Origin of the sequence: Streptomyces rapamycinicus NRRL 5491, from assembly GCF_024298965.1 — a bacterium.
In the GTDB taxonomy this organism is placed as follows: Bacteria; Actinomycetota; Actinomycetes; order Streptomycetales; family Streptomycetaceae; genus Streptomyces; species Streptomyces rapamycinicus.
In genome coordinates this window covers 2,401,717-2,423,423 of the sequence record NZ_CP085193.1, presented here as the reverse complement: position 1 = coordinate 2,423,423, position 21,707 = coordinate 2,401,717, and the positions used below count along the sequence as shown (strand labels likewise).

At 66.8% G+C, this 21,707-nt stretch carries 2 protein-coding genes; both read left to right on the top strand.

The window, feature by feature from the left end:
- Positions 1-3: 3 nt before the first annotated feature.
- Entirely contained in the window at positions 4-10,575 is a 10,572-nt protein-coding gene (locus LIV37_RS09820) for a type I polyketide synthase (protein WP_121825646.1), read from the top strand.
- A gap of 61 nt (positions 10,576-10,636) precedes the next feature.
- Positions 10,637-21,676, top strand: coding sequence for a type I polyketide synthase (locus tag LIV37_RS09815; protein WP_185058144.1), 11,040 nt, complete (start codon positions 10,637-10,639; stop codon positions 21,674-21,676).
- Positions 21,677-21,707 lie beyond the last annotated feature (31 nt).

Below are 21,707 nucleotides of genomic sequence, written 5' to 3'. Positions count from 1 at the left end.
ACCATGTCGGTTGACGAGAAGACTCTCGATTATCTGCGGCGTGCTACGGCCGACCTTCGCGATGCCCGTGGGCGTCTGCGTGAGTTGCAAGACCGTGCACACGAACCGATTGCCATCGTCGGCATGGCCTGCCGGTATCCGGGGAATGCCGGGTCGCCGGATGAGCTCTGGACTCTGCTGGCCAACGGCGCGGACGCGCTTTCCGGTTTCCCTGCCGATCGTGGGTGGGGGCTGGAGGATCTGTACGATCCGGACCCGGGTCGGCCTGGGAAGACCTATGCCGTGAGTGGCGGGTTCCTGCATGATGCGGCGAATTTCGATGCCGAATTCTTCGGTATTTCTCCGCGTGAGGCGCTGGCGATGGATCCGCAGCAGCGGCTCCTGCTGGAGACGTCCTGGGAGGCCATAGAGGCCGCCGGGATCAACCCTTCCGAGCTGAGCGAATCACCAGTCGGGGTATTCATCGGAGCCAATGGTCAGGATTATCTTTCGCGGTTCCAGGACGACGTCGAAGACGGTGATGGGTACCTTCTGACGGGTAACACGGCCAGTGCCATGTCCGGCCGCCTTGCCTATGTGTTCGGCCTTGAGGGGCCGGCGGTGACCGTGGACACCGCGTGTTCCTCGTCGCTGGTGGCCCTGCACCAGGCGGGTGTGGCGCTGCGTAGCGGCGAGTGCTCGATGGCCCTCGCTGGTGGGGCGACAGTGATGTCGACACCCATCGCATTCGTGGAGTTCTCCCGTCAGCGTGGGCTGTCGGCTGATGGTCGCTGCAAGGCATTTGCCGAGGCGGCGGATGGCACCGGTTGGGGTGAGGGTGTCGGTGTGTTGTTGTTGGAGCGGTTGTCGGATGCTCGGGCGCGTGGGCATCGGGTGTTGGCGGTGGTGCGTGGTTCTGCGGTGAATCAGGATGGTGCGTCGAATGGGTTGACGGCGCCGAATGGTCCGTCGCAGGAGCGGGTGATCCGGCAGGCGCTGGCCAACGCCCGGCTGTCGGCGGCGGACGTGGACGCTGTCGAGGGCCACGGCACCGGCACGAAGCTCGGCGATCCCATCGAGGCACACGCGCTGCTGGCCACCTACGGGCAGGGTCGGGAAGACGGTCGGCCGTTGTGGCTGGGAGCTTTGAAGTCGAACATCGGTCACACGCAGGCGGCTGCGGGCGTGGGCGGTGTGATCAAGATGGTCATGGCGCTGAACCGGGAGATGCTGCCGCGCACGTTGCATGTGGACCAGCCGTCCTCGCACGTGGACTGGGACGCGGGCGCTGTGGAGCTGCTGGCTGAGGCTGTGGTTTGGCCGCGTGGGGAGCGGGTCCGGCGGGCGGGCGTGTCCTCCTTCGGCGTGTCCGGGACCAACGCCCACGTCGTCCTTGAGGAAGCACCGGCAGAGGAAGCCCCGAGTGAGGAGGCGGCTTCCGCTGGCGGGGTTGTGCCCTCTGCGGTGGTGCCGTGGGTGGTGTCGGGGCGTAGTGCGGGTGCGTTGGCGGCTCAGGCGGGTCGGCTGCTGGAGTATGTGCGTGCTGCCCAGGCTGATGGTGGTGGCGTGGATGTGGCAGGCGTGGGGCGTGCTCTGGTGAGTTCGCGCGCGGTCTTCGAGCACCGGGCTGTGGTTCTTGGCTCGGATGTGGAGGAGCTGACTGCTGGGCTTCAGAGGCTGGCGGAGGCTGCTGGTGCTGGTGCTGGTGCTGGTGCTGGTGCTGGTGCTGTTGGTGGTGCTGGTGGTGGTGTGGTTGCGGGGCGTGTGCGGTCGGGTGGGCGTGTGGCGGTGTTGTTCTCTGGTCAGGGGAGTCAGCGGGCGGGGATGGGGCGGGAGTTGTATGAGGCCTTTCCTGTGTTCGCGGTGGCGTTTGATGAGGTGTGTGAACGCTTCGATGGGTTGCTGGAGCGGCCGTTGAAGGAGGTGGTGTTCGCCGCTGCTGCTGGTGCTCCTGAGGGTGGGGGGTTGTTGGATCGGACGGTGTTTACGCAGGCGGGGTTGTTTGCGTTGGAGGTGGCGCTGTTCCGGTTGATGGAGTCTTTCGGGGTGCGGGTGGATTTCCTGGCGGGGCATTCGATCGGTGAGGTGGTGGCGGCGTTTGTGGCGGGGGTGTGGTCGTTGGAGGATGCCTGCACGCTTGTCGCGGCCCGGGGGCGGCTGATGGAGGGCCTGCCTGGTGGTGGGGTGATGGTCTCGGTCCAGGCTGGCGCTGAGGAGATGGGCCAGGCTCTGGAGGATCTGCGGGCTGGGTCCGGGCTTGGTGGTGTGGTGGAGGTTGCGGCGGTTAATGGGCCGGATCAGGTGGTGGTCTCCGGTGAGGAGGCTGCGGTGGCCCGGGTGGCTGAGTATTGGCGTGGTCTGGGTCGGAAGGTGAAGGGTCTGCGGGTGGGGCATGGGTTCCATTCGGCGTTGATGGAGCCGATGCTGGACGGTTTCCGGCAGGTGCTGGAGGGGCTGTCGTTTGCTCCGCCGCGGTTGACGGTGATCTCCAATGTGACGGGTCGACCGGCTGGGGCGGAGGAGGTGTGTTCGCCGGAGTATTGGGTGCGTCATGTCCGGCAGGCGGTGTTGTTCGGCCCCAGCGTGGAGTGGCTGGCCGAAGACGGCCAGGTGACACGGTTCGTAGAACTCGGCCCCGACGGCGTTCTGACCGCCATGGCCCACAACTGCCTCGCCCACCACATCGATGCCGACAGCGAGGACGGCTCCGGCGCTGAGCCGGAGGTCATCGCCTCCCTGCGCCGGGACCAGCCCGAAGTCAAGGCCCTACTCGCCTGCTTGGCAAGGCAGTTCACCACCGGCACCCCCATCAACTGGACCCCCGTACTCGGCGACAGCGACAGCAACGCCCCGCGGGCCCGTCTGGATCTGCCCACCTACGCCTTCCAACGTCAACGCTACTGGCCCGAGGCCCAAGCGAAGGTCGTCGAAGGCCCGACCACGAAGGCGTCGGCCAAAGAGTCGCGCTTCTGGTCTGCCGTGGATGAGGAGGACGCCGAAGCCGTATCCGCCCTTCTGGGACTGGCAGACGACGAACGTGAGCCCGGGTTCCATGAGGTTCTGCCGGTGCTGGCGGATTGGCATCGTAGGGAGAACCGGCGCTCCACGGTCAATGACTGGCGCTATCGGGTCGTGTGGAAGCCGATCGTTGAGTCCGGAGCGAGTGGCGGTGCTGGCGACCCGAAGCTCACTGGGACATGGCTTGCCGTTGTGCCTGCTGGATCCCGCGCCATGACGACATGGGTTCACGATGCCCTCACCGCATTGGCCCGCAGCGGAGCGTCCGTGGTGCCTCTTGAGGTATCCGCCAGTGCTGAAGGCGACCGGGCGGCCCTTGCCGAGGACATCCGTGCCGCCGTCGCCCGTCATGACGCCGAGGAGGGCATCGACGGTGGCACGACCTCGGTGGCCGGGGTGCTGTCGTTCCTGGCATTGGACGATGGGACGGGACCTGTTCACCCAGCGGCTCCAGCCGGCGCGGCGGCGACGCTGACCCTTGTCCATGCGCTGAGCGACCTCGCTATGGATCTGCCCCTTTGGCTGATGACCAGGGGTGCTGTCGCGGTCGGCCGTTCCGATGCGCTGCCCTCGCCACTGCAGTCGATGGTGTGGGGACTCGGCCGGGTCATCGGACTGGAACACGCCCAATGGTGGGGAGGTCTGATCGACCTCCCCGATGTACTTGATGACCGAGCGGCACGGCGATGGCTCGCTGCCCTCGTTTCCTCCGCCGGTGAGGACCAGGTCGCGATTCGGACGTCGGGAGCCTTCGTACGGCGCCTCGTACGGGCCCGGACCGGAGAGCCGAGCGCCGCGCTCGGCGGGGTCCGGCGGCCGCGCGGCACGGTGCTGATCACAGGTGGCACCGGCGCGTTGGGCGGGCATGTCGCTCGTTGGCTGGCCGAGGCGGGAGCGGCACGCCTTCTCTTGGTCAGCAGGCGCGGGCCCGCGGCCCCAGGAGCAGCCGAGCTGGTGGCCGAGCTGGAGGCCGCGGGAGCCTCCGTGACCGTGGCCGCATGCGATGTCGCCGACCGGGAAGCGGTACGTACTCTGCTGGCCACTCTTCCCGACGAACACCCGCTGTCCGCGATCGTGCACACCGCCGGATCAGGTGGCGACCTTCGACCGGTGGTCGAGACCGGCTTGGAGAGCTTCGCCGACGTGCTCGATGCGAAGGTGACGGGCGCGCGATGCCTCCATGAGCTGACTCGGGAGATGGAGCTCGACGCCTTCGTGCTGTTCTCCTCCGCCGCCGCTACCTGGGGGAGTGGCGGGCAGGGCAGCTACGCGGCCGCCAACGCGTATCTCGATGCTCTGGCCGAACACCGCAGGGCCCTCGGACTGGCCGGGACCTCCATCGCATGGGGTGCATGGGCCGACGCCGGTATGGCTGTGATCGACGCCGCCGAGGAGATGGTGCGCCGCCGCGGACTGCGTTCGATGCCACCGGAACTGGCTGTCGTGGCATTGCAGCAGGCATGGGACGCGGAGGAAGCATCGGTGACCGTGGCCGATGTGGACTGGGAGCGCTTTGTCCCGGGGTTCACCGCGGCCCGCACTCGCCCGCTGCTGATGGATCTGCCGGAGGCGGCGCGGGCGATCGAGGAGACCCGTCCGCCGACGCGGGAGAATACGTCTGCCTGGCTGACGCAGCTCACCGAGGCTTCTGCTGAGGAGCGGGAGCGGCTGCTGCTCGAACTGGTTCGCGCCCATGTCGCAGCCGTTTTGAATTATGGAGACGCCGGGGATATCGCGGCGAACCGTGCTCTGAAGGACCTTGGATTCGATTCCCTGACGGCGGTCGAGTTGCGCAACCGGCTCAACGCGGTTACCGGGCTGGCCCTGCCCACCACAGTGGTTTTCGACCACCCCACCCCTGCTGCTCTTGTCGCCCATCTTCGGGTGCAACTCTTCGGGGAAGACGAAGGTGAAACCTCGGGCAGGTGGCCGCTGGCCACGTCTCCAGGAGGCCAGGCGGAGGACGATGCAGGCACTGACCCCGTCGTGATCGTGGGGGCAGCGTGCCGGTACCCGGGTGGCGTGGGTTCGCCCGAGCAGTTGTGGGACCTGGTAGCCGGTGGGGTGGACGCGATCTCCGGGTTCCCCTCCGACCGTGGCTGGGACCTCGAGAACCTCTACGACCCGGATCCCGATCGGTCCGGCAAGACCTATGCGATGAGCGGCGGATTCCTGGACGACGCGGCGGGCTTCGATGCGGAGTTCTTCGGCATTTCTCCGCGTGAGGCGTCGGCCATGGATCCGCAGCAGCGGCTTCTCCTGGAGACGTCTTGGGAGGCCATAGAGACTGCTGGGATCAACCCTTCCGAACTGACGGGAACGCCCGTCGGCGTGTTTATCGGAGCCAATAACCAGGACTACCTGACTCGCTTCTCGACCGTGCCGAGCGGCGCTGACGGATATGTGATGACGGGCAATACGGCCAGTGTGATGTCCGGGCGTGTGGCGTATGTGTTTGGTCTTGAGGGTCCTGCGGTGACGGTGGATACGGCGTGTTCGTCGTCGTTGGTGGCGTTGCATCAGGCGAGTGTGGCGTTGCGTAGTGGTGAGTGTTCGATGGCGTTGGCCGGTGGGGTGGCGGTGATGTCGACTCCGGGGACGTTCGTGGAGTTCTCCCGACAGCGTGGGCTGTCGGCTGATGGTCGCTGCAAGGCGTATGGCGAGGCGGCGGATGGCACCGGTTGGGGTGAGGGTGTCGGTGTGTTGTTGTTGGAGCGGTTGTCGGATGCTCGGGCGCGTGGGCATCGGGTGTTGGCGGTGGTGCGTGGTTCTGCGGTGAATCAGGATGGTGCGTCGAATGGGTTGACGGCGCCGAATGGTCCGTCGCAGGAGCGGGTGATCCGGCAGGCCCTCGCCAGTGCCCGGTTGTCGGCGGCGGATGTGGATGCCGTCGAGGGGCATGGGACCGGTACGACGCTTGGTGACCCGATCGAGGCTCAGGCCTTGCTGGCTACGTATGGGCGGGAGCGTGAGGGTGGCCGGTCGTTGTGGTTGGGGTCGTTGAAGTCGAACATCGGTCATACGCAGGCGGCTGCGGGTGTGGGTGGTGTGATCAAGATGATCATGGCCCTGAACCGGGAGATGCTGCCGAGGACGTTGCATGTGGATCAGCCGTCTTCGCATGTGGACTGGGATGCGGGCGCGGTGGAGTTGCTGGCGGAGCCTGTGGCTTGGCTGCGTGGCGAGCGGGTGCGGCGGGCTGGGGTGTCTTCTTTTGGCGTCTCGGGGACTAATGCTCACGTCATTCTTGAGGAAGCACCGGTGGATGGGGCCTTGAGTGAGGAGGCGGCTTCCGCTGGCGGGGTTGTGCCCTCTGCGGTGGTGCCGTGGGTGGTGTCGGGGCGTAGTGCGGGTGCGTTGGCGGCCCAGGCGGGTCGGCTGCTGGAGTACGTGCGTGCTGCCCAGGCTGATGGTGGTGGCGTGGATGTGGCAGGCGTGGGGCGCGCTCTGGTGAGCTCGCGTGCGATGTTCGAGCACCGGGCGGTGGTTCTGGGTTCGGATGTGGACGAGCTGGAGGCTGGGCTTAAGGGCCTGGCGGAGGGCGAGACCGCGAGCTCGACTGGTGCTGTTGGCGTGGTTGCGGGGCGCGTGCGGTCGGGTGGGCGTGTGGCGGTGTTGTTCTCTGGTCAGGGGAGTCAGCGGGCGGGGATGGGGCGGGAGTTGTATGAGGCCTTTCCTGTGTTCGCGGTGGCGTTTGATGAGGTGTGCGCGCGGTTTGATGTGCTGTTGGAGCGGCCGTTGAAGGAGGTGGTGTTCGCCGCTGGTGCTCCTGAGGGTGGGGGGTTGTTGGATCGGACGGTGTTTACGCAGGCGGGGTTGTTTGCGTTGGAGGTGGCGCTGTTCCGGTTGATGGAGTCCTTTGGGATGCGGGTGGATTTCCTGGCGGGGCATTCCATTGGTGAGGTGGTGGCGGCGTATGTGGCGGGGGTGTGGTCGTTGGAGGATGCCTGCACGCTCGTCGCGGCCCGGGGGCGGCTGATGCAGGATCTGCCTGGCGGCGGGGCGATGGCCTCGGTCCAGGCCACGGCAGAGGAGATGGGCCAGGCTCTGGAGGATCTGCGGGCTGGGTCCGGGCTTGGTGGTGTGGTGGAGGTTGCGGCGGTTAATGGGCCGGATCAGGTGGTGGTCTCCGGTGAGGAGGCTGCGGTGGCCCGGGTGGCTGACCATTGGCGGGGCCTGGGTCGGAAGGTGAAGGGTCTGCGGGTGGGGCATGGGTTCCATTCGGCGTTGATGGAGCCGATGCTGGACGGTTTCCGGCAGGTGTTGGAAGGGTTGTCCTTCGCTGCCCCTCGGCTGGCGGTGATCTCCAATGTGACGGGTCGACCGGCGGAGCCGGAGGAGGTGTGTTCGCCGGAGTATTGGGTGCGTCATGTCCGGCAGGCGGTGTTGTTCGGCCCCGGTGTGGAGTGGCTGGCCGAGGACGGTCAGGTGACACGGTTTGTAGAACTGGGACCCGATGGTGTCCTGACGGCGATGGCTCACAACTGCATCGCCCACCACAACGATCCTGGTTCTGGCAATGAGCCGGAGGTCATTGCCTCCCTGCGCCGGGACCAGTCTGAGGTGAATGCCGTGCTGACCTGTCTGGCACGGCAGTTCACCACCGGGGCGGCTATTGACTGGGTCCCCGCGCTCGGCGAGAGCAATGCCCCGGGGGCTCACCTGGGCCTGCCCACCTACGCCTTCCAACGGCAGCGCTACTGGCTCGAGGCCCGGAATCAAACAATCAACGCCACCGACCTCGGCCTGGAAATCGTCGAACACCCACTGCTCGGAGCCGCTCTGGAGCCGCCCGTCGGCGACGGGGTCTTCCTCACGGGACGACTGTCGCTGCAGACGCATCCATGGCTGGCTGATCATCGAGTGCTGGGATCGGTGCTGGTGCCGGGAGCGGCACTGGTCGAGTTGGCTCTGAGCGCCGCGGCTCATGTGGGCTGTGACGCGGTGGAGGAATTCACACTTCAGGATCCGCTGATCCTTGGGGAGCGGGGCGGCGTCCAGCTTCAGGTCGTGGTGGGCGATGTAGAAGAAGAGGACGGGTTTCGCAGCGTACAGGTGCGGTCTCGTCCAGATGAGGTCGACGGGGTGTGGAGCTCTCATGCGAGCGGGTTGCTGGTGGCGGGGGAGTCGGCCGCTGGCGGTGGGGGGGTGGTGTTGGAGCAGTGGCCTCCGGTGGGTGCTGAGGTGGTGATGTCGGATCCGGAGGGGTTCTATGCCGGGTTCGTTGAGCGTGGGTTTGGCTATGGTCCTGCTTTCCGGGGGTTGGAGACGGTCTGGCGGCGTGGTGAGGAGGTGTTCGCTCAGGTCCGCCTTCCGCAGGAGCGTGTGGCTGAGGCGGAGCGGTTCGGGGTGCATCCGGCGCTCCTGGACGCCGTTTTGCATGCGGTGGCGTTGACGGGTTTCGAGCAGCAGCCGGATGTGGAGTTGGGGTCGGGTTCGGTGCGTGTTCCGTTTGCGTGGTCGGGGGTGCGGTTGCATGCCTCGGGTGCGTCGGTGGTGCGGGTGCGGTTGACCCGAGCGGGGTCGGATGCGGTGGCGCTGGAAGTGGCGGATGCGGCGGGCCAGCCGGTGGTGTCCATTGAGTCGCTGGCTCTGCGGCCGATCTCGGCTGAGCAGCTGCAGGCGGCCCAGACCAGCCGTTACGACTCCCTGCTCCAGCTGGACTGGCAACCTCTGGACACCTCACGGGCATCGGCTGCTGGGAGCTCGTGGGCGCTCGTGGGGCCGGATGCCGGGCTGGGTGAGGCGGTGGGCCGTGCGGGCGGGTCGTATGCCCGATACGAGGACGTGTCCGCGTTGATCACCGCGCTTGATGAGGGCGAGGCCATACCCGGGACCGTGGTGCTGTCCTGCCCGACAAGCGGTGATGTAGATGTGGTTGTCGGGGTGCGGGAGTCGCTTTCCACTGTGCTGTCTTCGGTGCAGCGGTGGCTGGGTGAGGAGCGGTTGGTTGCTTCTCGTCTGGTGGTGGCCACTTGTGGTGCGGTCGCCCCTGGGGCGGGTGAGGGCATTGCGGGTCTGGTGCAGGCTCCGGTGTGGGGCTTGTTGCGGTCGGTGCAGACCGAGAACCCCGGTCGGTTCCTCCTCCTGGACCACGATCCCGAGATCAGCCCTGCTGCAGCGGACGCGGTGGTGCGGGTGCTCGTCGCTGGTGAGGAGTCCCAGCTGGCGGTCCGGGGCGAGACCGTCCTGGTCCCGCGCTTGTCCCGCGTGATCAAGCCCGCGACGGCCTCTGGGGCGTCTGTGCCGTTGGTCTCGGGTGGGACGGTGTTGGTGACGGGGGCGTCGGGTGTGTTGGCGGGTGTGGTGGCCCGGCATCTGGTGGTCGAGCGCGGGGTGGAGCATCTGCTGCTGGCCAGCCGTAGGGGCGCGGATGCCCCGGGGGCGGCAGAGTTGGTGGCTGAGCTGGAGGCGGCTGGGGCGTCGGTCACCGTGGCCGCCTGTGATGTGGCCGACCGCGAAGCGGTACGTGAGCTGCTGGCTGGTGTTCCGGCGGAGGTGCCGCTCAGGGGCGTGGTGCACACCGCGGGGATCGTTGACGACGGTGTCGTGGAGGGGCTGACCGAGGGACGTGTCCGGCGAGTGTTGGCGCCGAAGGTGGACGCGGCCTGGCATCTGCATGAGCTGACTCAGGACATGGGCCTGGAGGCGTTCGTGCTGTACTCCTCCGTCGCGGCCACGCTCGGGGCCGGTGGGCAGGGGAGTTACGCGGCGGCCAACGCCTTCCTCGACGCCCTGGCCCAGCACCGCCACGCCCACGGCCTGCCCGCCGTATCCCTCGCCTGGGGCCTGTGGGCACAGGCCAGCGGAATCACCCAGAACCTCAGCTCTGCTGATGCGGCCCGTGCACATCGCTCGGGAATCGTGCCGATGGCCAGTGAAGATGCCTTGGCGCTGTTTGATCGGTCGATGCAGGTGGGCCGCGCTGCGGTGATGCCGGTGCGGATGGACCTCAAGACGTTGGGGGATCGGCCGGTGCCGGTGCCATCGGTGCTGCGTCAGTTGGTGCGCCGGCCGGTCCGGAAGGCAGCGGCCGGGCACGGTGGTGGCGGCTCGGGCACCGAGTGGCGCGAGCACATCGCCATGGCCGATCCCGAAGAGCGGGCACAACTGCTGCTCGACCTGGTCCGTACCCACCTTGCCACCGTGTTGGGACGAACCGACCCCCACGACATCGACGCAGAGGGCGGGCTCCTCGAAATGGGCTTGGATTCCCTCACCGCGGTGGAACTACGTAATCACCTCGGTACGGCAACAGGTCTTCGGCTTCCCACCACTGTGGTCTTCGATCATCCGACTCCCATAGCTCTCGTGAAGTATCTGGCCTCACGCCTTGGCGACAGTGTCGCGAGGCCTGAACGGACCAGCGCACATGGCGTACTGGCGGAAATTGAGAAGCTCCACGCGATGCTCGGCAACGTTTCCCTTGCCGACGAGGAGCATTCCATGGCGGCTGGTCGATTGACGGATGTTCTGACTCAGTTCAAGAAGCGCGGCACGGGTGACGTCGCCGACGCCGAGAGCATCGAATCGGCGACTGATGAGGAGCTGTTCGAACTCCTCGACGGTGACCTTTAACACATATAGCTCCTCTGAACCCTCCCCCTTGGCCCACATCTTCTAGGAAGGCAATTCCTCGATGGCGGACGCGGCGCAGCTACGTACGTACCTCAAGCGAGCCACTGTTGACCTGCGTGAGGCTCGGGGGCGCCTGCGCGAGGTTGAGGAGCGCGCGCGGGAGCCGATTGCGATTGTCGGAGTGGGTTGCCGGTATCCGGGTGGTGTGGCCTCGCCCGAGGAATTGTGGGATTTGGTGGCGAGTGGGGTGGATGCGGTCTCGGAATTCCCCGTTGATCGTGGTTGGGATCTGGAGGGGTTGTATGACCCGGATCCGGCGCATGCGGGGACGTCGTATGTGCGGTCGGGCGGGTTTCTGCACGAGGCGGCGGATTTTGATGCGGAGTTTTTTGGGATGTCGCCGCGTGAGGCGTTGGCAGTGGATCCGCAGCAGCGGTTGTTGTTGGAGGCGTCGTGGGAGGCGATGGAGCGGGCCGGGATCGATCCGGCTGAGCTGCGCGGGTCGGCCACGGGCGTGTTCATGGGCGTGATGTACAACGACTACGCCTCGAGGCTGACGGCCCTTCCGGCGGATCTTGAGGGCTATTTGGGGTCGGGGAGTGCTGGGAGTGTGGCGTCGGGGCGTTTGGCGTATGTGTTTGGTCTTGAGGGTCCGGCGGTGACGGTGGATACGGCGTGTTCGTCGTCTCTGGTGGCGTTGCATCAGGCGAGTGTGGCGTTGCGTAGTGGTGAGTGTTCGATGGCGTTGGCCGGTGGGGTGGCGGTGATGTCGACTCCGGGGACGTTTGTGGAGTTCTCCCGACAGCGTGGGCTGTCGGCTGATGGTCGCTGCAAGGCGTATGGCGAGGCGGCGGACGGTACCGGCTGGGGTGAGGGTGTCGGCGTGCTGTTGCTGGAGCGGCTGTCCGACGCTCGGGCGAAGGGGCACCGCGTCCTGGCGGTGGTGCGTGGCTCGGCCGTCAACCAGGACGGTAAGAGCAGCCAACTCACGGCGCCGAATGGTCCGTCGCAGGAGCGAGTGATCCGGCAGGCGCTGGCCAATGCCCGGTTGTCGGCGGCGGATGTGGACGCCGTCGAGGGGCATGGGACGGGCACGACCCTTGGCGATCCGATTGAGGCGCAGGCGCTGCTGGCCACCTATGGGCGGGAGCGTGAGGGTGGTCGGCCGTTGTGGTTGGGGTCGTTGAAGTCGAACATCGGCCATGCGCAGGCTGCTGCTGGTGTGGGTGGTGTGATCAAGATGGTCATGGCCATGAACCGTGAGGTGCTGCCGCGCACGTTGCATGTGGACCAGCCGTCGTCGCATGTGGACTGGGACGCGGGCGCCGTGGAACTGCTGACCGAGGCTGTGGCTTGGCCGCGTGGGGAGCGGGTGCGGCGGGCGGGTGTGTCTTCTTTCGGCGTGTCCGGGACTAATGCTCACGTCATCATCGAGGAAGCACCGGCAGAGGAATCCGCTGGCGGGGATGTGGCGCCCGAGGTGATACCTGCGGTGGTGCCGTGGGTGGTGTCGGGGCGTAGCGCGGGGGCATTGGCTGCTCAGACCAGCCGACTGCTGGAGTTCCTCAGCGCTGCTCAGGCTGACGGTGGCGTGGATGCGGTGGGTGTGGGGCGTGCTCTGGTGGGTTCGCGTGCGGTGTTTGAGCATCGGGCGGTGGTTCTGGGCTCGGATGTGGAGGAGCTGACTGCTGGGCTTCAGAGGCTGGCGGAGACTGCCGTTGGTGGTGCTGGTGGTGGTGTGGTTGCGGGGCGTGTGCGGTCGGGTGGGCGTGTGGCGGTGTTGTTCTCTGGTCAGGGGAGTCAGCGGGCGGGGATGGGGCGGGAGTTGTATGAGGCCTTTCCTGTGTTCGCGGTGGCGTTTGATGAGGTGTGTGAACGCTTCGATGGGTTGCTGGAGCGGCCGTTGAAGGAGGTGGTGTTCGCCGCTGCTGCTGGTGCTCCTGAGGGTGGGGGGTTGTTGGATCGGACGGTGTTTACGCAGGCGGGGTTGTTTGCGTTGGAGGTGGCGCTGTTCCGGTTGATGGAGTCTTTCGGGGTGCGGGTGGATTTCCTGGTTGGGCATTCCATTGGTGAGGTGGTGGCGGCGTATGTGGCGGGGGTGTGGTCGTTGGAGGATGCCTGCACGCTTGTCGCGGCTCGCGGACAGCTGATGCAGGGCCTGCCTGGTGGTGGGGTGATGGTCTCGGTCCAGGCTGGCGCTGAGGAGATGGGCCAGGCTCTGGAGGATCTGCGGGCTGGGTCCGGGCTTGGTGGTGTGGTGGAGGTTGCGGCGGTTAATGGGCCGGATCAGGTGGTGGTCTCCGGTGAGGAGGCTGCGGTGGCCCGGGTGGCTGAGTATTGGCGTGGTCTGGGTCGGAAGGTGAAGGGTCTGCGGGTGGGGCATGGGTTCCATTCGGCGTTGATGGAGCCGATGCTGGACGGTTTCCGGCAGGTGCTGGAGGGGCTGTCGTTTGCTCCGCCGCGGTTGACGGTGATCTCCAATGTGACGGGTCGACCGGCTGGGGCGGAGGAGGTGTGTTCGCCGGAGTATTGGGTGCGTCATGTCCGGCAGGCGGTGTTGTTCGGCCCCGGTGTGGAGTGGCTGGCTGAGGACGGTCAGGTGACACGGTTCGTGGAACTGGGACCCGATGGCGTTCTGAGCGCCATGGCGCACAACTGCCTCGCCCACCACATCGATGCCGACGGTGAGGACGGCTCCGGCGCTGAGCCGGAGGTCATCGCCTCCCTGCGCCGGGACCAGCCCGAGGTACAGGCGCTGTTGAACTGCCTGGCACGGCAGTTCGTCACCGGGGTGTCTATCGACTGGTCACCCGCGCTGGGCGCTGCCACCAATACCTCGGTGCCTCGCCTGGACCTGCCCACCTACGCCTTCCAACGGCAACGGTACTGGCTCGATGCTCCGATCCAAGCAGTTGACGCCACCGGCATCGGGCAGGGGCATGTTGACCATTCGCTGCTCAGCGCGATGTTGAAATCCGCGGCACACAATTCGGTCTACCTCACGGGCCGGCTGTCGCTGGAGACACACCCGTGGCTGGCTAATCACCGGGTGCTGGAATCGGTGCTGGTCCCGGGGGCCGCACTGGTCGAGTTGGTGATACGTGCGGGCGATCAGGTCGGTTGCGGTCGGGTGGAGGAGCTGACGCTGGAGGCGCCGCTGGTCCTGCCCGAGCGCGGCGGTGTCCAGGTTCAGGTGGTGGTCGAGGAGCCGGATGCGGCCGGTCTGCGGCCGGTTGCGGTCTACTCGCATCTTGAGGACGTGGCGAACGCGGACGATGCGGTGTGGAACTGCCACGCGCGTGGGCTGTTGGCCGTGGAGGAGCCGTCATCTGCTGCTGGCGATGGTGGGGTGGTGTTGGAGCAGTGGCCGCCGGTGGGTGCTGAGGTGGTGATGTCGGATCCGGAAGGGTTCTATGCCGGGCTCGCTGAGCGTGGGTTTGGCTATGGTCGGGCTTTCCGGGGGTTGGAGACGGTCTGGCGGCGTGGTGAAGAGGTGTTCGCTCAGGTTCGTCTTCCGCAGGAGTGTGTGGCTGAGGCGGAGCGGTTCGGGGTGCATCCCGCGTTGTTGGACGCCGTTTTGCATGCGGTGGCGCTGATCGCTTCGGACGAGGATGAGCAAGCCGTACGTGTTCCGTTTGCGTGGTCGGGGGTGCGGTTGCATGCCTCGGGAGCGTCGGTGGTGCGGGTGCGATTGACCCGAGCGGGGTCGGATGCGGTGTCGTTGGAGGTGGCGGATGCGGCGGGCCAGCCGGTGGTGTCCGTTGAGTCGCTGGTTCTGCGGTCGATCTCGGCTGAGCAGTTGCAGGCGGCCCAGACCAGTCGTTACGACTCGCTCTTCCAGCTGGACTGGCAACCCGCGGACACTCCCCGGGCATCGGCCGCTGGGAGTTCGTGGGCGGTAGTGGGGCCGGATGCCGGTCTGGGTGAGGCGGTGGGCCGTGCGGGCGGGTCGTGTGTCCGCTACGCGGACGTGTCCGCCTTGATCAGTGCGCTCGATGAGGGCGGGGCGGTGCCTGAGACTGTGGTGCTGTCCTGCCCGATGAGCGGTGACGAGGACGTGGTTGTCGGGGTGGGGGAGTCGCTTTCCGCTGTGCTGTCTTCGGTGCAGGGGTGGCTGGGTGAGGAGCGCTTGTTCGGGTCCCGTCTGGTGGTGGCCACTTGTGGTGCGGTCGCTACGGAGACTGGGGAGGATGTGGCCGATCTGGTGCAGGCTCCGGTGTGGGGTTTGTTGCGGTCGGTGCAGACCGAGAATCCCGGCCGGTTCCTCCTGCTGGACCATGACCCTGAGCACGGCAGCGAGATCAGCCCTGTTGCGGCAGATGCGGTGGTGCGGGTGCTCGTCGCTGGTGAGGAGCCGCAGCTGGCGGTCCGGGGTGGCACGGTCCTGGTTCCGCGCTTGTCTCGTGTGGCCAAGCCTGCAGTGGACCTTGAGGCGTCTGTGCCGTTGGTGTCGGGCGGGACGGTGTTGGTGACGGGGGCGTCGGGTGTGTTGGCGGGTGTGGTGGCCCGGCATCTGGTGGTCGGGCGTGGGGTGGAGCATCTGCTGCTGGCCAGCCGTAGGGGCTCGGACGCACCGGGGATGGCGGAACTGGTGGCTGAGTTGGAGGCGGCTGGGGCGTCGGTCACCGTCGCCGCGTGTGATGTGGCCGATCGCGAAGCGGTACGTGAGTTGCTGGCCGGGATTTCGGCGGAGGTGCCGCTCAGGGGTGTGGTGCACACCGCGGGGGTCGTTGACGACGGTGTCGTGGGGGGCCTGAGTGATGAGCGTGTCCGGCGGGTGTTGGCGCCGAAGGTGGATGCGGCCTGGCATCTGCATGAGCTGACCCGGGACATGGGCCTGGAGGCGTTCGTGCTGTACTCCTCTGCCGCGGCCACGCTCGGTGCCGGTGGGCAGGGGAGTTACGCGGCGGCCAACGCCTTCCTCGACGCCCTCGCCCAGCATCGCCACGCCCACGGCCTGCCCGCACTCTCCCTGGGCTGGGGGCTGTGGGCGCAAGCCAGCGGAATCACCCAGAACCTCAGCGAGACCGACCTCGCTCGCATGGCTCGCGGTGGCACCACCGGACTCACCACCGAAGAGGGTCTCGCTCTTTTCGATGTCGCTCAGGGTGTGGGGCGTGGTGTGGTGTTGCCGGTGCGTGTGGATGTGCGGGCGTTTCGTGGGCGTGGTGGTGTGTTGGTCCCGGCGTTGTTGCGGAATGTGGTGCGGGGTGCGGTGCGCCGGGTTGCGGTGGGGCGTGATGGTTCTGGTGCGTGGCGGGATCGGTTGGCGGGTGTGGCGTCGGGGGAGCGTGAGCGGTTGTTGCTGGAGCTGGTTCGCTCCCATGTGGCGACGGTGCTGGGGCATGCGGACCCTGCTGGAATCGATGCCGACAGGGCGCTGAAGGATCTGGGCTTCGACTCCCTCACTGCGATCGAACTGCGCAATCAGGTTGGGGCGGCCACCGAACTTCGACTCCCGACCACGTTGATCTTTGACTATCCGACGCCTTCGGCCATCGCCAGGTATCTGGACGGTCGGTTGGGTGCGGGTGTGCGGTCGGATGCTGCTGTTGTGGTGCCGGCTGTGGTGGGTGTGGATGCGGAGGCGATCGCGATTGTGGGGGTGGGCTGCCGGTATCCGGGTGGTGTGACTTCGCCGGAGGGGTTGTGGGATTTGGTGGCCGGTGGGACGGATGCCATTTCCGGTTTTCCTGTTGATCGTGGTTGGGATCTGGAGGGGTTGTATGACCCGGATCCGGCGCATGCGGGGACGTCGTATGTGCGGTCGGGCGGGTTTCTGCATGAGGCGGCGGATTTTGATGCGGAGTTTTTTGGGATGTCGCCGCGTGAGGCGTTGGCGGTGGATCCGCAGCAGCGGTTGTTGTTGGAGGCGTCGTGGGAGGCGATGGAGCGGGCTGGGATTGATCCGGGTGGGCTGCGTGGGTCGGCGACGGGTGTGTTTATGGGGGTGATGTACAACGACTATGCCTCGAGGCTGACGGCGCTTCCGGCGGATCTTGAGGGTTATCTGGGGTCGGGGAGTGCTGGGAGTGTGGCGTCGGGGCGCCTGGCGTACACCTTCGGGCTCGAAGGTCCGGCGGTGACGGTGGATACGGCGTGTTCGTCGTCGTTGGTGGCGTTGCATCAGGCGAGTGTGGCGTTGCGTAGTGGTGAGTGTTCGATGGCGTTGGCCGGTGGTGTGGCGGTGATGTCGACTCCGGGGACGTTTGTGGAGTTCTCCCGTCAGCGTGGCTTGTCGGTGGACGGGCGGTGCAAGGCGTATGGCGAGGCGGCGGATGGCACCGGTTGGGGTGAGGGTGTTGGCGTGTTGTTGCTGGAGCGGTTGTCGGATGCGCGGGCGCGTGGGCATCGGGTGTTGGCGGTGGTGCGTGGTTCTGCGGTGAATCAGGATGGTGCGTCGAATGGGTTGACGGCGCCGAATGGTCCGTCGCAGGAGCGGGTGATCCGGCAGGCACTGGCCAACGCCCGGCTGACGATGGCGGACGTGGACGCTGTTGAGGGTCACGGCACCGGCACGAAGCTCGGCGATCCGATCGAGGCCCAGGCTCTGCTGGCCACCTATGGGCAGGGTCGGGAGGACAGTCGGCCGTTGTGGTTGGGGTCGTTGAAGTCGAACATCGGTCACACGCAGGCTGCAGCTGGTGTGGGTGGTGTGATCAAGATGGTCATGGCCCTGAACCGGGAGATGCTGCCGCGCACGTTGCATGTGGATCAGCCGTCTTCGCATGTGGACTGGGACGCGGGCGCTGTGGAGCTGCTGACCGAGGCTGTGGCTTGGCCGCGTGGAGAGCGGGTCCGGCGGGCGGGTGTGTCTTCTTTCGGTGTGTCGGGAACCAATGCCCACGTCATCGTGGAGGAAGCACCGGCGGTCCAGGCGCTGGCGGAGCACACCCCGGCTGGTCAGCTATCTGACGGCGAGGGTGTGGCACCTGCGGTGGTGCCGTGGGTGGTGTCGGGGCGTAGTGCGGGTGCGTTGGCGGCTCAGGCCAGCCGACTGTTGGAGTTCCTCAGCGCTGCCCAGGCTGATGGTGGTGGCGTGGATGTGGTGGGTGTGGGGCGTGGTCTGGTGAGCTCCCGCGCGGTGTTCGAGCACCGCGCAGTCGTCCTTGGTTCGGATGTGGAGGAGTTGACTGCTGGGCTTGTGGGTCTGGCGCAAGGTGGGGCTGCTGTTGGTGGTGGTGTGGTGGGTCGTGTGCGGTCGGGGGTGGGTCGGCCGGTGTTTGTCTTCCCTGGTCAGGGTGCGCAGTGGGTGGGTATGGGTGCGCGGTTGTTGGATGAGTCGGTGGTGTTTGCTGAGGGGATTGCTGAGTGTGAGCGGGTGTTGTCGGGGTGGGTGGATTGGTCGGTGCGGGGGGTGTTGCGGCGGGAGGTGGGGGCGCCGTCGTTGGATCGGGTGGATGTGGTGCAGCCGGTGTCGTTTGCGGTGATGGTGGCTTTGGCGGGGGTGTGGCGGTCGTTTGGTGTGGAGCCGGCGGCGGTGGTGGGTCATTCCCAGGGTGAGGTGGCGGCTGCGTATGTGGCGGGTCTGTTGTCGTTGGAGGATGCGTGCAAGGTGGTGGCGTTGCGGTCGCGGTTGATCGGTGAGCGTTTGGCTGGTCTGGGCGGGATGCTGTCGGTGGCTGTTTCTGAGCAGGAGGCTGTGGGGTGGATTGAGGGCGGTGTCTGGGCTGGGGTGGAGGTGGCGGCGGTCAACGGTCCTGGTTCGGTGGTGGTGGCCGGGCCTGCGCTGGCGGTGGAGCGGGTGCGGGCTGTGTGTGAGGAGCAGGGGGTGCGGGCGCGGCGGATCCCGGTGGATTATGCCTCCCACACCACGCAGGTTGAGCAGATCCGTAGCGAGCTGGCTGAGGTTCTGGATGGCTTGAGTCCTCGGGATGGTGGCGAGTGGGTGCCGTTGTTGTCGACGGTGACTGGGCAGTGGGTGTCGCCCGGGGAGATGGATGGGGGTTATTGGTTCCGGAATCTGCGGCGGCCGGTGCGTTTCGCCGAGGCGGTGGATGTCCTGGTCGCCGAGGGTTATGGGGTTTTTGTTGAGGTCAGTGCTCATCCGGTGTTGACGGTGGGTGTGGAGGAGGCGGTGGAGGCCGCTGGTGGTCAGGCGGTGGTGACCGGGACGTTGCGCCGTGACCAGGACACTCTTGGGCAGGTTCTGACCTCGCTCGCTCAGTTGCATGTCAATGGGGTGGCCGTTGACTGGATGCCCGTTCTGGGTGGGGTGGCCGGGTCGGGTGGTGGGGCGTTGGTGTCGTTGCCGACGTATGCGTTCCAGCGGGAGCGCTACTGGCTCGATGCTCCGACTGTGGCGGTCGATGCCAGTGGTCTGGGCCTGGAGGCTCTTGAACACTCTCTCCTGGGAGCCGCGGTCCCGCTCGCCGAAGGTGGACAGCTCTTCACCGGACGCATCTCGCTGGAGACACACCCATGGCTCGCCGACCACCGTGTCTTGGGTTCGGTGCTGGTGCCACCAGCTGCGCTGGTCGAGTTGGTCATCCGTGTGGGCGATCAGGTCGGTTGCGGTCGGGTGGAGGAGCTGACGCTGGAGGCGCCGTTGGTTCTGCCCGAGCAGGGTGGTGTCCAGGTTCAGGTGGTGGTTGAGGAGCCGGATGCGGCTGGTCTGCGGCCGGTTGCGATCTACTCGCACCTCGAGGATGCGACGGGCTCTGATGACGCGGTGTGGAGCTCTCATGCGAGCGGGTTGCTGGTGGCGGGGGAGTCGCCTGCTGGTGGCGGGGTGGTGTTGGAGCAGTGGCCTCCGGTGGGTGCTGAGGTGGTGATGTCGGATCCGGAGAGGTTCTACGCCGGGCTCGCTGAGCGTGGGTTTGGCTATGGTCCGGCTTTTCGGGGGTTGGAGGTGGTCTGGCGGCGTGGTGAGGAGGTGTTCGCTCAGGTCCGTCTTCCGCAGGAGCGGGTTGGTGAGGTGGAGCGGTTCGGAGTCCATCCCGCGTTGCTGGACGCGATCCTGCATGCCGTGGCCTTGGCGGACTTCGAGCAGGAGCCGGATGTGGAGTTGGGGTCGGGTTCGGTGCGAATTCCTTTTGCGTGGTCGGGGGTGCGGTTGCATGCTTCGGGTGCGTCGGTGGTGCGGGTGCGGTTGACCCGGGCGGGGTCGGATGCGGTGTCGTTGGAGGTGGCGGATGCGGCGGGTCAGCCGGTGGTGTCCGTTGAGTCGCTGGTTCTGCGGTCGATCTCGGCTGAGCAGTTGCAGGCGGCCCAGACCAGTCGTTACGACTCGCTCTTCGAGCTGGACTGGCAGCCGGTGGCCACGTCGGCTCCGGCTGCTGCTGGGGGTTCGTGGGCGGTCGTGGGGCGGGATCCGGGGCTGGGTGAGGCGGTGGTCCGCGCGGGTGGGTCGTACGGGCGCTATGTGGATGTGCCCGCGCTGATCAGCGCGCTCGATGAGGGTGAGTCGGTACCCGAGACGGTGGTCCTGTCCTGCCCGACGAGTACAGGCGACGGCTTGGCCGCTCGGGTGCGGGAGTCGCTTTCCACTGTGCTGTCTTCGGTGCGGTCGTGGCTGGGTGAGGAGCGGTTGGCTGCCTCTCGTTTGGTGGTGGTCACTTGTGGTGCGGTCGCTACGGAGATGGGGGAGGATGTGGCTGATCTGGTGCAGGCTCCGGTGTGGGGTTTGTTGCGGTCGGTGCAGACCGAGAATCCCGGCCGGTTCTTCCTCCTGGACCATGACCCTGAGCACGGCAGCGAGATCAGCGCTGTTGCGGCAGATGCGGTGGTGCGGACCCTCGCTGCTGGTGAGGAGCCGCAGCTGGCGGTCCGGGGTGGCACTGTCCTCGTCCCGCGCTTGTCCCGCGTGGCTAAGCTCGCGACGGCCTCTGGGGCGTCTGTGCCGTTGGTCTCGGGTGGGACGGTGTTGGTGACGGGGGCGTCGGGTGTGTTGGCGGGTGTGGTGGCCCGGCATCTGGCGGTCGAGCGCGGGGTGGAGCATTTGCTGCTGGCCAGCCGTAGGGGCGCGGATGCCCCGGGGGCGGCGGAGTTGGTGGCCGATCTGGAGGCGGCTGGGGCGTCGGTCACCGTGGCCGCCTGTGATGTGGCCGACCGGGAAGCGGTACGTGAGCTGCTGGCTGGTGTTCCGGCGGAGGTGCCGCTCAGGGGCGTGGTCCACACCGCAGCGGTGGTGGACGACGGTGTCGTGGAGGGGCTGAGTGATGAGCGTGTCCGGCGGGTGTTGGCGCCGAAGGTGGACGCGGCCTGGCATCTGCATGAGCTGACCCGGGACATGGGCCTGGAGGCGTTCGTGCTGTACTCCTCTGCCGCGGCCACCCTGGGGGCCGGTGGGCAGGGGAGTTACGCGGCGGCCAACGCCTTCCTCGACGCCCTCGCCCAGCACCGCCACGCCCACGGCCTGCCCGCACTCTCCCTCGCCTGGGGTCACATCGCATCAGAGAGGACCGCCGGCCTACTCGACGCTGCCTCGGCAACGGAGCGGCCCCATGTGTTGTCGATGAAGGTGGACCTGAAGGCGGCCAGGAAGCGCGCCGACGCGGTTCCAGCGTTGATGAGGGGACTGGTTCGCGCGCCGTATCGCAAGGTCGCGGCTGGTCAGCAGAGTGCGGAGGCATGGAAGGAGCAGATGGCTCTGGCCACGCCGGAGCAACGAGAGCAGCTCTTGCTGGATCTGGTCCTCACCCACGCCGCGTCCGTCCTGGGGCACAGCGGTCACACCGGCATAGACCCTGACCGAGCATTGAAGGAGTTGGGCTTCGACTCGCTTACCGCGGTCGAGCTCCGCAACCAGCTCAGTACAACCACGGGGATGCGTCTGCCGGCGACGCTGGTCTTCGACCATCCGACACCGCTTGCGGTCGCGCACTACCTGGATTCTCAGATTCGTGGAGTCGTCCAGAGCGAAACGAAAATGTCCGCACGCACTGTGCTGGCTGAATTCGACAGGCTGGAAGTCACTCTCTCTCGGCTGCGCTATCGCGAGGACGAGAGGGCTCAGATCTCAGCACGCCTCAAGGGGCTCATCCTGGCATTGGGGGATTCACGGCTGGACGATGGCGCGCAGGCACGGAGTGACGACTTGGAATCAGCCGATATGGACCAAGTTCTCAAGCTACTCAATGACGAACTTGGAACTTTCTGAGCGAATCAGTGACTCTACAGTGAAAGGGCAG

Excerpts from the sequence above, each read along its gene's own strand:
- LIV37_RS09820 (WP_121825646.1), top strand. The coding sequence starts at position 4 with ATGTCGGTTGACGAGAAGACTCTCGATTATCTGCGGCGTGCTACGGCC.
- LIV37_RS09815 (WP_185058144.1), top strand. The coding sequence starts at position 10,637 with ATGGCGGACGCGGCGCAGCTACGTACGTACCTCAAGCGAGCCACTGTT.